A 13,677-nucleotide genomic window follows, 5' to 3' on the forward strand; every position below is an offset into this window, starting at 1 on the left:
ATCATCCCCTTCTCAAACAGGGAAAATGATCGCACAAATTTATCGATCAGGACACTAGAGCGCCGTGCGTTCAGATGAACGCAGGTCGCTTTAGAGGCGATCGGCCGCTCACCCGTTTTTGGACGGATGAGCGCGATAGTGATCGACCGCAAAGCCGAAAAGCACCTTCAGCATGAACAGCGCCGAGACCACCGTCATCGCCGGCGTCTGGCCCGGAAACAGCGGCAGCCCCGCAAGGCCGGCCGCCAGCAGCAGGCCGCCGACGAAGGTCTGTGCGGCATGTCCGGCAAGCAGGTCAATACGGTTCTCAGAAGCCGAAAACCCATGACGGCTTCGCGCCCGAGCCGCCTTCTGCCCCTCCCGTCAAGGCAACACCGCCGCCCTCGCCCGCTCAGCCGGCGACCTTGCCGGCGGCCAGCATGATCTCGCGCGAAGTCGGGAAGACGCCGATCTCCTCCGGCCCGAAGCGGGCCTCGATCTCGCTCCATCGCACGATGCCGGCCGCATCGATGAGAAAGTGGCCGACGAGCTGCGTGCCATGCTGCGCGTAGATGCGACCGTCCGTCTCGTCGGGCTCGAAGCCGTCCACGGCATTGAGCAGGTCGTTGGCCCGCATCGGCTGCGCCGGTTCCGGCATTTCGCCCGTGGGGTTGATCCGCGCCGCCTCGAAATCGGCCAGTCTGGCACGATCCGGCCATTGCGGCGGCTCGTCGCTTTCGGGCGAAAGGAACACGACGCGGGGCACACCGAAATCCCGATGCGTTCTGCATTCCGGATCCGAAAGCAGCGTGACCGGCGTCGGCTGGTAGCCGAAGTAGAGGCGCGCGCGCTCGACCGGCGTGTTGACCACCGCCAAGGTCTCCACCCCGACGGCACGAAGTGCTGGCTCGACAGCGGAGAGCTGCCGGAGCTGACGACGGCAGAAAGGGCAATGCAATCCGCGGAACAGGCCGATCAGGAACGGGCGGCCGCTGAGGCTGGCAAGCGAAACCGGAGCATCGCGATTGGCGCTCGCAAGCGTGAAGTCGGGTGCCGGTTCTCCCGGCTGCAACGGCTGAGCTCTCCGTTCTGCCATCGGTCTCGCCTCCTGATTACGCCGCCCTTCCGCAAAGCCCGAAAAATCGATCCCGGCCTGGACAGGCGGGCGTGCCGCCATGGAGCCGTTGCGCATGACCCTCGCGCCCGTGGCGGCACCGACAGACTATAGCGGAGATGGCAGCGCCACACTACAGCCGCACCTTCGCACGGCGCCCTTTAGCCGCCCCAGCAACGCAACACCTCGGCAAGCGCCGCCACGCCCTTGCCGATCTCCGCCGGCTCGAGGCTTGCATAGCCCATGACGATACCGGCCCGGTCGGGCCGATGTCCGGCTTCGTCCGCGGCGTAGAGCGGCGAAATCGGATAGAGGCCGATGCCCGCCGCCCTCGCCCGCGCGATCAATTCGCCTTCCTGCGCCTTCTCGACCCGATCGAACCAGACGACGACGTGCAGGCCGGCATCGGCGCCCGCGACGGCCACCCGGTCGCCGAGCTCCGCCTTGAGCGCCGCAAGCAGCGCTTCACGGCGGCGGCCATTGCTGCGCCGGCTGCGGCGGATGTGACGCTCGTAGGCGCCGCTTGCGATCATCGCTGAAAGCGCCTCCTGCTCCAGAACGGGAGAATGGCGGTCGACCAGTTGCTTGGCGGCGGCGAAGACGGCGCGAAGCGGCGGCGGCACGACGAGATAGCCGAGCCTCAACATCGGCGACAGGCTCTTCGAAATCGTGCCGAGATAGATGACGTTTTCCGCGTGCGCCATCGTCTGCAGCGGCGGGATCGGGCGGATATCGTAGCGATATTCGCCGTCGTAATCGTCCTCGATGACATAGGCTCCGCTGCGTTCCGACCAGGCGAGAAGCTCCTGCCGGCGCCGGGCCGAGAGCACGCTGCCGAGCGGAAACTGGTGCGACGGCGTGACATAGGCGAGCTTCACGTCTTCGAGCCCTTCGAACGCCTCGGTTCGCAAGCCCTCCCCGTCGACGGCGATCGGAACCACGTCAGCGCCGGCGGCGGCAAAGACCCGGCGCGCCATGACGTAACCGGGATCCTCCACCGCGACCCGGCCGCCGGGATCGGCAAGCACGCGGGCGGCAAGGTCCAGCCCCTGCTGCGAGCCGTTGACGATGATGATCTGGTCCGGCGCGCACCTGAGCCCCCGCGCCCGCCAGAGATAGGCCTGAAGGGCCGCGCGCAATTCCGCCGATCCGCCGGGGTCGTCGTAGGCAAGCCGCGGCCTGCGCCGCCGAAGCGCGGCATTGACCGCCCGCCGCCAGGCCTCGGCCGGAAAGTCGGCCGCCGAGAGGTCGCCATAGCGAAAATCGGCGATCAACCCGCCGGACTGCGGCGGTACCCAGGTCGGCCCCTCGCCAAGCGCCGCTCCAAAGCGCGACAGCCGAACGGGTGCCTCCGGCCTCGGCGTCGGCGGTGAAGGCGCCCCTTCGGGGAGCGGCTTGGTACCTTCGTGCTCATGCAGCAGCGCCACCCGCGAGGGCGCGCCCTGCCGGCTTTCCAGAAACCCCTCGGAAAGAAGCTGCTCGTAGGCTGCGGTCACGGTGGTGCGCGACACGCCGAGTTCGGCCGCCAGCGCCCGCGTCGACGGCAGCCGATCCCCAGGGCCGTAGGTGCCGCCGAGGATCTGCGCCTTCAGCGCCTCGTAGATCCGCCGGGTGGTCCCGCCCCTCGCCTCGTTGTTCTCCGCTATCAACTGGCCCACTCATTTATGCGAAAACTGGATATTCGGTCCAGTCCAGTTTGCCTCTATGAAGTGGCAGGCACAAGGAGCGAGATCATGTACACACCCCCGGCGTTCAAGGAGGAGGAACTGAGCGTACTGCATGCGATCATCGAGGCCGCGTCGCTGTCGACCTTCGTCACCGCAACCGCCGATGGCCTGCTTGCGACCCCGCTGCCGCTGCTGCTTGATCGCGACGAGGGTCCTCATGGCACCCTCTATGGCCACCTCGCCCGCGCCAATCCGCAAGGGACGACCGCGCCGATCGGCGCCGCCATGGCGACCTTCCTGGGGCCGGACGCCTATGTCACGCCCTCCTGGTACGCGTCCAAGCGCGAACACGGAAAGGTTGTGCCGACCTGGAACTATTCGGCCGTGCATGCCTATGGCGCGGTCGAGTTCTTCACCGACGAGGACCGGCTTCTGGATGTCGTCACCCGCCTGACCAACCGCCACGAAGCGGCCCGCGCCGAACCCTGGCAGGTGAGCGACGCGCCCGCCGCCTTCGTCAAGGCGCAGCTTCGCGGCATCATCGGCCTCAGGCTGCCGATCGACCGCCTCGACGGCAAGCGCAAGATGAGCCAGAACCGCAGCGCCGAGGACCGCCAGGGCGTCGCCGCCGGGCTTGCAGCCAGATCCCGCCCCGAGGATCGCCGCGTCGCCGAGGAGATCCCGGTCTGACGCGCGACGGACATTCCGCCGTGCCGCTCCTGCGCCTTCACCTGATGGATCGGGCGCTCCGATTTTCCTTCAACTTTCCCGCGCAAGACCTTACAGCGCCGCGCGTCTTTTAAGACGCGCTAAGGTCGCTGTAACACTTTAGATCTGCTGCATAATTTTGCCCTTAAATCGATTCCGATTTAAGGAATTGTGCAGTAGAACGACTCCCGAATAGGCCGCGCAGCAGCAGACGAGGTATAGCCCCATGCCATCGCTCGACATTCTCCTCACCTTCTTCGTCACCACGGCAATCTTCGCCTATATCCCCGGACCGGCGATGCTCTATGCCGCCGCGCAGACCATGGCGCGCGGCCGCTTCGCCGGACTGATGGCCTCGCTCGGCATCCACCTCGGCGGCTATGTGCACGTCGTTGCGGCCGCCGCCGGCCTTTCCATCCTGTTCCATGCGGTGCCGACGCTCTATCTCGCGGTGAAGCTTGCGGGTGCCGGCTATCTCGTCTGGCTGGGTTTCACGCTGATGCGCGCCAAGGCGAGCGGCGATGGTCACCTGCCCGCCGTCGAGGCGAAATCGGCCCGCCGCGCCTTCTTCGAGAGCATCACCGTCGAGGTGCTGAACCCGAAGACCGCGATCTTCTTCGTCGCCTTCCTGCCGCAGTTCACCGATGCCGCCGCCGCCTTCCCGGTGTGGGTGCAGTTCCTGCTGCTCGGCACCGCCGTCAATCTGATGTTCTCCTCCGCCGATCTCGTCTGCGTGTTTCTCGCCGATGCCGTCGTCGCCAAGATGCGCCGCTCCAGCCGGGCACAGCGCCTGTTACAGCGCGCCGGCGGCACGGTGCTGATTGGCCTCGGAGCCCATCTCGCCTTGCAGCGGACCTAGGGCAGCGGCCCCACGGCGGCGCGCGCAAGATTTCACCTCCCGAGGCCGGTGTACTGCGCTTGCACCGGGTCGAGGCGCAGCTATCATGCGCCCGAGGGCCAATCGGGGGACAGGCGCATGGGAGAAGGCGGCCAACCAATTCGCACCACGGGCGCGGATATGCTCGTCGATACGCTGCTTGCCAACGGCGTCGACGTCTGTTTCGCCAATCCCGGCACGTCGGAAATGCACTTCGTCGCCGCCCTTGATCGCAAGCCGGAGATGCGCTGCATTCTCGGCCTTTCCGAAGGCGTCGTCACCGGTGCGGCCGATGGCTATGCGCGCATGACCGGCCGCCCGGCCGCAACCCTGCTCCACACCGGCCCCGGCCTCGCCAACAGCCTTGCCAACCTGCACAATGCGCGGCGCGCCCGCACGCCTGTCATCAACGTTGTCGGCGACCATGCCTCCTACCATCTCGCCCTGGACGCACCGCTGACCAGCGATATCGAGTGCCTGGCCCGCCCGATGTCGAACTGGGTGCGGCGGGTGAAGGATCCTGCGGATGTGGGGCCGACGGCGGCGGACGCCTATCGCGCTTCGTTGGCGCCACCGGGCGTTGCCACGATGATCCTGCCGGCTGACGCGTCCTGGGGTGCCTTTTCCACCGACGCGCCGCCGCAGAAGGTGCTGCTCGAAGCGCCGCGCCCGGCAAGTGCGGAAACGGTCCGTAAGGTCGCCGGTCTCATCCGTGCGAACCCTGCAGGGGTCGCCATGGTCTTGAGCGGCGCCGCCGCAAAGGCAGATGGCCTCGCCGTCGCCGGACGGATCGCGGCCGTACACAACGTCCAGCTTTTCAACGAGGTGCTCGTCGCCCACACCCAGCGCGGCCGCGGGCGGGTGGCGCCGCGGCGCATCCCCTACCCGATCGACATGGCGCTCGATATGCTCAGCGACGTCAAGGTTCTGATCCTCGTCGGCGCACCGGAACCGGTGGCATTCTTCGCCTATCCCGGAAAGCCCGGCCGCCTGGTGCCGGAAGGCTGCGCGGTCGTGACCCTTGCCCGCCACGGCGAAGACCTCAAGGCAACGCTCGAAGCGCTGCGCGACGAACTCGGCATCAGCGCAACGCTGCCGCTGCCCGCAACGGGCGCCCCTACCGACGAGGGCGAACCCTCCGGCACGCTGACGGAAGACGCAGTCGCCGTCATCGTCGCCCGCAAGGTCCCGGAGAATGCGATCGTTTGCGACGAGGCGGCCACCTCGGCCCGCCGCTTCTTCGCGCTTTCGGCCTTCTCGGCGCCGCACGACTTCATCATGCAGACCGGCGGCGCCATCGGCGAAGGCATCCCGCTTTCGACCGGCGCCGCGATCGCCTGCCCCGAACGCAAGGTGATCTGCCTGCAGGCCGATGGCTGCGCCATGTACAACATTCAGGGCCTGTGGACCCAGGCGCGCGAAAACCTCGACATCGTCACCATCATCTTTTCCAACCGCACCTACGCGATCCTCCACGCCGAGATGCGCAATGTCGGCGTCGAAGAGATCGGCACCAACGCCCGCCGCATGCTGAACCTCGACCAGCCGGCGCTCGACTGGGTCTCGCTCGCCCGCGGCTTCGGCGTCGAGGCGGCCGTCGCCACCTCCTGCGAAGCCTTCGCCGCCCTCTTCGACGCCGCGCTGTCGCGGCGCGGGCCGTTTCTGATCGAGGCGCGCCTCGTGTGAATTTCCGTGTCGTTTTCGTGCTGATTCGGGCACCGGCGCGCCGCGAAAATGAAGCCCCCGATCGGTGCGGTTCACACCTTCCCTGGAGCGAAAATTACAGCCTAAACAACTGATTTAATTAGGCTATTCACAAAAATTCGGCCGCAAACTTGCGCCCGGGAACTTCTCGCTTATATTAGCGGCGCCCCAGGTTCGCGCTCGTCTGTCCGAGTCGCATTTCAGTTTTGGGCCCCCTTCAACCGACAGCTTTCTTTGTCGGTGGATCAACGAAGGAGACACTTCATGTCCTTTAAGAAAGACCTAACCAAGGCCCCCGGCGCATCTTTGTCCCGCGTCAATATCGGAGCCGCCATCAAGCGTTCGCGTGAAACCGCCGGCTATTCGGTCGACGATCTCTCGGTCACGACTGGCCTGACGGAAGTTGAAATCTCGAAGATCGAGCTTGGCGCCGATACCGATCCCGCCAAGCTGCAGCGCATCGCCGCCGCATTGCAGGTCTCGCCGCAGACCTTTAACGCCGCCTGACAAGCGGGGGCGGTGCGCCGAAGACAAGCGCGCCGCCGCCTTCCACCGCCGGCCGATCCGGTCGCAATCGGGCAAGCCCGCGTCATCCGAACGCACCGCCCTCCAGAAGCCGGCAACGCCAACCAAGGCCAACGCATTCCGTCACTACTGCATGTCTCCTCAAATCGACCTCGATTTAAGGACGAAGACATGCAGCAAATCAAAGTCCTACAGCGACCTTTGCGCGTCTGATTAGACGCGCGGCGCTCTAGAGCAATTCCAGGAAAAGTGTGAAACGGTTTTCCGTCCGGAATTGCGTAATTTCAAAAGGTTAGACCATTTCACTGTTTCCATGAAACAATGAAATGGTCTAGGCAGCCGGCCCGGCCGGTCGGCCATCGAGGCCGCGCGCCGGCCTCGTCGCGGGCATCCTGGCCCGGTCCGTAATAAAACCCATGCCGGTTCGGCCAAGAAAAATAATCGGACGAAAAGCTTGGTATTACAGGGTCGTAGAGAGGTTTTCACAAACACCTGAAAACGCAAAACCGGATATTTGTGTTGAACTGAAAAAAGTATCGCCTATATATCGTCGCATCGAATATTGCTTGTGACCTTTGACGAAGCGCTCCCGCGCGGCCAGATTTCCTCTCAAATATCGATTATGGCCGGGAGAATATCTTCCGGAAAACTCAACGAATGAAAGGAAATCATCATGGCTTCGGGCACTGTAAAGTGGTTCAACAGCACCAAGGGCTTCGGCTTCATCCAGCCCGATGACGGCAGCACCGACGTGTTCGTCCATATCTCGGCTGTAGAGCGGGCCGGCATGCGCTCGCTCGCCGAGGGGCAGAAGGTCACGTTCGACGTCGTCGCCGACCGCCGCACCGGCAAGAGCTCGGCCGACAACCTCAGAGCGGCTTGATTTGTCATTCGCTCTCCCCTGACCACGGATGTACTGGCAGGGAAGCGCTTGAATGACGGGAAGAGGTCGGGGAAACAACCCGGCCTTTTTGCGTCTCTGGATCCTTCGATCTCCGGTGAAGGAGATCATCATGCCGCAAGCCTGCGCATTGAGCGAAAAAGCCGCGCTCTCGGCATGCGTCGCACCGGCTTTCCGCCCCGAAGCAACGGGTCGGACCGCCACCACCGCTCGACCTTGGCTCAGCCCTTGAGCACATGGATAGGCCGACAGTCAGAAGTCACGGCATCGTTTGATGCTGCCCGTGAATCGATGAAGGAGAACGTAACTTGCAGGTACTTGTCAGAGACAACAATGTTGACCAGGCTTTGCGCGTCCTGAAGAAGAAGATGCAGCGAGAAGGCCTGTTCCGCGAATTCAAGGCGCGCACCAGCTACGAAAAGCCCTCGGAAAAGCGCGCCCGCGAGAAGGCCGAAGCGGTACGGCGCCAGCGCAAGCTGCAGCGCAAGAAACTCCAGCGCGAGGGCCTGCTGCCGGCGCCCAAGCGGGCTGCAAAGTCGCGCTGATCGCGCCGCAGTCCCCTTGCGGGACATGCGATAAGACAAGGCCGGTGGCGCTGAGGCGCCACCGGCACCGGATACCGAGCGGGTCCATGGGCGCAGTTGAACCGCCCGAACCAACCTTGCATCCCGTCGTCGTTTTTTTCCTTAGGCCCGACGCGAATTGCAGGTAAAATTACCCGGAGAATCAAAAGGCTACAGCGACCGTTGCGCCACTGCGCAGCGTTTTTGCCAGCAAGACAGCACTCCTGCGGCGTGTCCGCCCTCCAATGGCGTCACGCCCATCCCGCGGAGACAAGTCATGACGTTTACCGGCAGCAATCTCTTCAAACCCGGCAAGGCTCCGGCCGCCGACAAGGCCGGCGCCAACGATCATTCGGCGAAGAACATCATCGCAGCCGAAAAGGTCGCCCGCGACAAGAAGACGGAGAAGCTGAAAGCGCTCCGGCTCGAACGCGCCGCCGCCGAGCCGCAGGCGCCGCCGCCCGCCCCCAAGACTTCCCGCAAGACCTCCCGCAAGACGCGGCGGCCGTGATCGATCACGGCAGGAACCCGCGGCTGTCGCCCATCGCCCGTGAGAACGACCTTGTATTGGGCGTATTTGAAGCGCATGGTTCATGCATCGACATTGGCCTAATTGGCTTTTCGCGGCGTCAGAGGTCCACGGCCCGCCAGTTTCCCATTATCGACGGCTAAGCTTGCGCGACTGGAAAGCCGAGCGCGAGCGCAAGCGGACCGGCAGTATCCTTGCCACAGCGCACGCTCGGGAAAGCACGAGGCGAGACGCCTCGACGGAATGAAAGCAGATTGCGCCAGGCGCGACACTTCCGCCCGGACGTCCGACCGCCGCGCAAGCCGCCTGCACGACGACCCGCGCAGGCAATACCAGGATTGGACGACCATATGTTCCAGGACCTCGCACATAGAATTCGCCGATACGACTACACGCTGGCGGCAATCAAGGCGTCGCTGGTCTTGTCGCTGCTGTTCGTCGCCTTCGTTATCTTCAGCGGCCTTCTCTGGTAGCATCGCGAGCATCCCCCGCTCGCGCGCCACCATAGCGCCGCGCGTCTTCTCGGACGCGCAAAGGCCGCCCTCGAACATTGATGTTCTGCACGTCCTTAAATCGAGGTCGATTTGAGGAGACATGCAATCGGCTCACGCCATTGTTGCCGATGACGGGCCGAGCACGTTGCGGGGCGGCCACGATCGGTGGCAAATTCCACTTTTGAGAATCGGGGAGACCTTTTGCCTGCTGCATGTTTCCTTCAAAGTGCTCCAGCGACCTTCGCGCGTCCTATAAGACGCGCGGCTCTGTAGTCGGCAATTGCCCCCATTGCACTTTTCAACGGGATCTCCCATGGCACTGCACCTCGAAACTCCGCTGATCGAATCCCTGCCGCTGAGCCTCGCATCGGGCCGCTCCGTCTGGCTGAAGATGGATGCGCTGCAACCGCCGGGCTCGTTCAAGATCCGCGGCGTAGGGGCGGCTTGCGAGCATCACGCGCGAATCGGCAAGCGGCGCTTCGTATCCTCCTCAGGCGGCAATGCCGGCATGGCGGTCGCCTATGCCGGCCGCCGGCTCTCCATACCCGTCTCCGTCTACGTTCCGGAAACGACCACCGAGCGGGCGAAGGCGCTGATCCGCCAGGAAGGCGCCGAAGTGATCGTCCACGGCGCCGGCTGGGACGAGGCGAATGCCCGCGCGCTTGCGTCGGTCGATGCCGACACCGCCTTCATCCATCCCTTCGACGATCCGCTGCTGTGGGCCGGCCACGCCACTGTTATCGACGAGGTCGTCAAGGCCGGCCTCGCCTTCGATGCCGTCCTGCTCTCGGTCGGCGGCGGCGGCCTACTCTCGGGCGTCGCCGAAGGGCTGAAGCGCAATGGGCTGCGCGATATCCCCATCATCACCGCCGAGACCGAGGGCACCGCATCCTTCGCAGCCTCCGTCAAGGCGGGAAGGCTGGTGGAGCTTCCCGCAATCAGTGGCGTCGCCACCTCGCTCGGCGCCCGCAAGGTCTCGGACCGCGCCTTCGAGATTGGCCAGAGCCATCCGGTCGAATGCGTCGTCGTCAGCGACCGCGCGGCCATCGAAGCCTGCACCCGCTTCCTCGACGATCACCGGGTGGCGGTGGAGCCCGCCTGTGGCGCGGCTCTCGCGGTCGCCTATGCCCACGCCGATCAGTTGCAGCGCTTCGAGCGGGTGCTGATCATCGTTTGCGGCGGTGCGACGACGACGGTCGCCCAGCTGCAGGCCTGGCAGGCTACCTGACGTTTAAAGCGCGTCGCGATCTTTCAGATTCGCTCCTTTGCTTTAAGTCTTTGATATTTAGCATGTCGTTATCGCAAAACCGCCGCACAGTTTTGCGCGACATACTTTAGGCGGCGCCGCGCCTTCCCGCATGCAGCGGGAAGACGGCAGCCAGACCCCAAGGTGCCGGCGCGGCAGGCGCGGACCGATTGGGAAGCCATCCGCTGGCCACCGTTGACCAGGGCCTGGCGCTCAGGCAGTCTCTTGCCATGGCCAGAGGCGTACTGCTCGATCTCTCCGGCGTGCTCTATGACGGCGACACGGTGCTGCCGGGTGCCGTCGTGGCGGTCTCGCGCCTCAGGGCCGCCGACCTGCCCCTCCGCTTCCTGACCAACACCACACGGCAATCGAAGCGCCAGCTCATCGCCCAGCTCCAGCGTTTCGGCTTCGATTGCGCCGCCGACGAGGTGTTCACGCCGGTTGCTGCCGCGTGCGCCTGGCTCGAGGCGAACGGCTACCGGCCGCACCTGCTCGTTCATCCCGCGCTCGAAGAAGACTTCGCCGATTGCCGCATGGACGGCCCCATCGCCGTCGTCGTCGGCGATGCCGCTGAGCGCTTCAGCTATGGCCGGCTCAACGCCGCGTTTCGCGCGCTGATGGCCGGCGCGCCGCTGCTGGCGCTCGCCCGCAACCGCTTCTTCCGTGATCGCGACGGCGAGCTGAGCCTCGATGCCGGCCCCTTCGTCGAGGCGCTGGAACATGCGAGCGGCACCAAGGCGCAGCTCTTCGGCAAGCCATCTGCCGATTTCTTTCTGGCAGCGGCAGCGAGCATCGGCCTTGACCCGGCCGATGTGGCCATGATCGGCGACGATGCGGAAAGCGATACCGCCGGCGCGCTTGCCGCCGGGATCGGCACCGCGATCCTGGTGCGCAGCGGCAAATATCGGGAAGGCGACGAGCAGCGTTTCCAGCCGGCGCCTACCACGGTCGTCGACGACATAAGGGCCGCCTGCGACTTCATCTTGGCAATGCGGAACTGACGCTCACCGTCCGCATGGCAAAGGCGATGACGCGAACTTTTGTCCGAAGACTGGAACATCCCGCCAACGAAAAAAGCCGGAGCACTGCCCCGGCTTTCTTCATTCTCTGTTCGATAAGGCTTAGTTCTTCGCCTTGTCGACCAGCTTGTTCTTGCCGATCCAGGGCATCATGCCGCGCAGCTTCGCGCCGACTTCCTCGATCTGGTGGGCGTCGTTGACGCGGCGGATGCCCTTGAAGCGGGCGGCACCCGACTTGTATTCCTGCATCCACTCGGAGGTGAACTTGCCGGTCTGGATGTCCTTGAGGACGCGCTTCATCTCAGCCTTGGTTTCTTCGGTGATGATGCGCGGACCGGTGACGTATTCGCCCCACTCGGCCGTGTTCGAGATCGAGTAGTTCATGTTGGCGATGCCGCCTTCATAGATCAGGTCGACGATCAGCTTCACTTCGTGCAGGCACTCGAAATAGGCCATTTCCGGAGCGTAGCCGGCTTCAACCAGCGTTTCGAAACCGGCGCGGATCAGCTCGACGAGACCGCCGCAGAGAACGACCTGCTCGCCGAAGAGGTCGGTTTCGCACTCTTCCTTGAAGTTGGTTTCGATGATGCCCGAACGGCCGCCGCCGACGCCGCAGGCGTAGGAGAGCGCGAGGTCGAGGGCGTTGCCGGAAGCGTCCTGGTGAACGGCAACGAGGCAGGGAACGCCGCCGCCCTTCTGGTATTCGCCGCGAACCGTGTGGCCCGGGCCCTTCGGCGCGATCATGACGACATCGACGGTCGCCTTCGGCTCGATCAGGCCGAAGTGAACGTTGAGGCCGTGGGCGAACGCGATCGCAGCGCCGTCACGGATGTTGCCGGCAATGTCGGCCTTGTAGATTTCGGCCTGCAGTTCGTCCGGCGTCGCCATCATGATGAGGTCGGCCCACTTGGCGGCTTCCGCAACCGAGAGAACCGAGAGACCATCGGCCTCGACCTTGGCAGCGGTTGCCGAACCCGGCTTCAGCGCGATGCGGATTTCCTTGGCGCCGGAATCCTTGAGGTTCAGCGCATGGGCGCGGCCCTGGCTGCCATAGCCGACGATGGCGACCTTCTTCGACTTGATCAGGTTGATATCGGCATCACGATCATAATAGACGCGCATTTTAGTGGTCCTTCCCGTTGTTGTCAGTCGTCTCCGCCGCATGGCTCAGGAACCATGCAGCAATTCCTAGTGCTGCAGCGACCCTTGCGCTTCTCTCAAAGCGCGGCGCTGCAATTTCTGTGCTGCAGCGACCTCTGCGTGTCTCCGACACGCGGCGCTGCCATTTTCACTGCTGCAGCGACCTTTGCGTGTCTCCGACACGCGGCGCTACAGGCCGTCACCTCTTCGTGCCGTAAAGCGTGAGGAAGGCGGCAACCGCCTGCTCCGCCTTGCGGCCAAAACCCTTTTTCATCTCGCCGGCCTCTTCGCCCAAGAGCATCTTCAGATGCCAGTCGGAGACGATGAGCCCATAGAGGGCGCCATAAGCCTCGTCGGCATCGTCGAACGTCAGCAGCCCCGCCTTGCGGCCGGCCTCCAGCAGCGCCGCCGCACGGCGGCCGATCTGGCGGCGCCCGCGCTCCTGCAGCATATGGCCGAGCTTGGAGCCGTCGCGGCTCGCCTGGCCGATCGCCAGGCGATTGAGCGCCAGCGACACGTCCCCGGCAAGCACCTCCAGCAGATCCTTGGCAAAAACGATCAGATGACGCTCAAGGCTCTCGGCATCGAGCGCCTTGGCGGCCACGTCCTGGGTGCGGACCTTGCTCGCCTGGAAGCCGATCATCGCCGAGATCAACCCGTCGCGATCGCCGAACCACTTGTAGAGGCTTTCCTTGGAGCAATTGGCCGCCCGCGCGATGCCGGCCGTCGTCAGCGCCTTTTCGCCGCCGTCGACCAGAAGACGCAATGCCTGCTCGAGAACGGCGCCCTGACGTTCGGTCAGCCCCTCCCCGGCATTCGCCTCCCTCATCGCCGCAGTCATCTGCACGTCGCCTCGCTCCCGATCAGTACCGTACGGTACGGTTCGCACTCTTCTAGTGAAGAGGCCTGGGAGCGTCAAGACGATTCTTACAAGGGGGCGAAATTTCGGCGGTGACGGCGGGACAGCCTTTATGGTGCACGTCTGTTGCTGCCCCTCATCCCCCTGCCGGGACCTTCCCCCCGTCGTCACGGGGAGAAGGAAGAACGCCGCACCCGCTCGCCTCAACAATAGGCGCCCTCGATTTCCCGCTGACTACGGCTCAGGTCGAGAACGCCGGCAGCAGGGCACGTCCCCTCTCCCCGCCTGCGGGGAGAGGGTGAGGGTGAGGGGCAAAGCTTGCGAGACGATCGCATCCCCCTCAACCCAGCGC

Annotated in this window: 14 protein-coding genes; 10 read left to right on the top strand and 4 right to left on the bottom strand. The window is 64.6% G+C overall.

Features of this window, described 5'->3' with window-relative positions; translation table 11 throughout:
* Positions 1–391: 391 nt before the first annotated feature.
* Positions 392–1,075, bottom strand: coding sequence for a peroxiredoxin-like family protein (locus tag BHMPCIPO_RS12670; RefSeq protein WP_173517071.1), 684 nt, complete (start codon positions 1,073–1,075; stop codon positions 392–394).
* 179 nt (positions 1,076–1,254) lie between these two features.
* Positions 1,255–2,751: a MocR-like pyridoxine biosynthesis transcription factor PdxR gene (gene pdxR, locus BHMPCIPO_RS12675; protein ID WP_173517072.1), complete on the bottom strand. Its 1,497-nt coding sequence runs from the start codon at positions 2,749–2,751 to the stop codon at positions 1,255–1,257.
* Between the two features lie 75 nt (positions 2,752–2,826).
* Here pdxR and BHMPCIPO_RS12680 point away from each other — a divergent pair, with 75 nt between their 5' ends.
* The 10 genes from BHMPCIPO_RS12680 to BHMPCIPO_RS12720 all read left to right on the top strand — a co-directional run bounded on the left by BHMPCIPO_RS12680 (position 2,827) and on the right by BHMPCIPO_RS12720 (position 11,308).
* Entirely contained in the window at positions 2,827–3,450 is a 624-nt protein-coding gene (locus BHMPCIPO_RS12680; RefSeq protein ID WP_173517073.1) for an FMN-binding negative transcriptional regulator, read from the top strand.
* Positions 3,451–3,694: 244 nt separating this feature from the next.
* A complete protein-coding gene (locus tag BHMPCIPO_RS12685) occupies positions 3,695–4,327 on the top strand; it encodes a LysE family translocator (protein WP_173517074.1) in 633 nt (210 codons plus the stop codon).
* Between the two features lie 117 nt (positions 4,328–4,444).
* Positions 4,445–6,031: an acetolactate synthase large subunit gene (locus BHMPCIPO_RS12690; RefSeq protein ID WP_173517075.1), complete on the top strand. Its 1,587-nt coding sequence runs from the start codon at positions 4,445–4,447 to the stop codon at positions 6,029–6,031.
* A gap of 282 nt (positions 6,032–6,313) precedes the next feature.
* A complete protein-coding gene (locus BHMPCIPO_RS12695) occupies positions 6,314–6,556 on the top strand; it encodes a helix-turn-helix domain-containing protein (RefSeq protein ID WP_173517076.1) in 243 nt (80 codons plus the stop codon).
* Positions 6,557–7,247: 691 nt separating this feature from the next.
* Complete coding sequence (locus BHMPCIPO_RS12700; protein WP_173517077.1) at positions 7,248–7,457, top strand: cold-shock protein; 210 nt, start codon at positions 7,248–7,250, stop codon at positions 7,455–7,457.
* A 326-nt stretch (positions 7,458–7,783) separates the two neighbouring features.
* Positions 7,784–8,020, top strand: a complete 237-nt coding sequence (gene rpsU, locus BHMPCIPO_RS12705) for a 30S ribosomal protein S21 (protein ID WP_173517078.1) — start codon at positions 7,784–7,786, stop codon at positions 8,018–8,020.
* Positions 8,021–8,315: 295 nt separating this feature from the next.
* Entirely contained in the window at positions 8,316–8,549 is a 234-nt protein-coding gene (locus BHMPCIPO_RS12710) for a hypothetical protein (protein ID WP_173517079.1), read from the top strand.
* Positions 8,550–8,917: 368 nt separating this feature from the next.
* Positions 8,918–9,040 (top strand): hypothetical protein, encoded by a 123-nt coding sequence (locus BHMPCIPO_RS33455; RefSeq protein ID WP_282439033.1) that lies wholly within the window; start codon positions 8,918–8,920, stop codon positions 9,038–9,040.
* Positions 9,041–9,374: 334 nt separating this feature from the next.
* Positions 9,375–10,289 carry a pyridoxal-phosphate dependent enzyme gene (locus BHMPCIPO_RS12715; RefSeq protein WP_173517080.1) on the top strand — a complete coding sequence of 305 codons (915 nt, stop codon included), beginning with the start codon at positions 9,375–9,377 and terminating at the stop codon, positions 10,287–10,289.
* A 248-nt stretch (positions 10,290–10,537) separates the two neighbouring features.
* Complete coding sequence (locus tag BHMPCIPO_RS12720; protein WP_173517081.1) at positions 10,538–11,308, top strand: TIGR01458 family HAD-type hydrolase; 771 nt, start codon at positions 10,538–10,540, stop codon at positions 11,306–11,308.
* A gap of 120 nt (positions 11,309–11,428) precedes the next feature.
* On the opposite strand, the gene ilvC is transcribed toward BHMPCIPO_RS12720, so the two are convergent.
* Together ilvC and BHMPCIPO_RS12730 are read right to left on the bottom strand one after the other, a co-directional pair.
* Positions 11,429–12,490, bottom strand: a complete 1,062-nt coding sequence (gene ilvC, locus BHMPCIPO_RS12725) for a ketol-acid reductoisomerase (RefSeq protein WP_173517082.1) — start codon at positions 12,488–12,490, stop codon at positions 11,429–11,431.
* A 175-nt stretch (positions 12,491–12,665) separates the two neighbouring features.
* On the bottom strand, positions 12,666–13,313 hold the full coding sequence (locus BHMPCIPO_RS12730) for a TetR/AcrR family transcriptional regulator C-terminal domain-containing protein (protein ID WP_173517083.1): 648 nt from the start codon (positions 13,311–13,313) through the stop codon (positions 12,666–12,668).
* Between the last annotated feature and the right edge of the window lie 364 nt (positions 13,314–13,677).

This window comes from Ensifer sesbaniae (assembly GCF_013283665.1).
Taxonomy (GTDB): Bacteria; Pseudomonadota; Alphaproteobacteria; order Rhizobiales; family Rhizobiaceae; genus Ensifer; species Ensifer sesbaniae.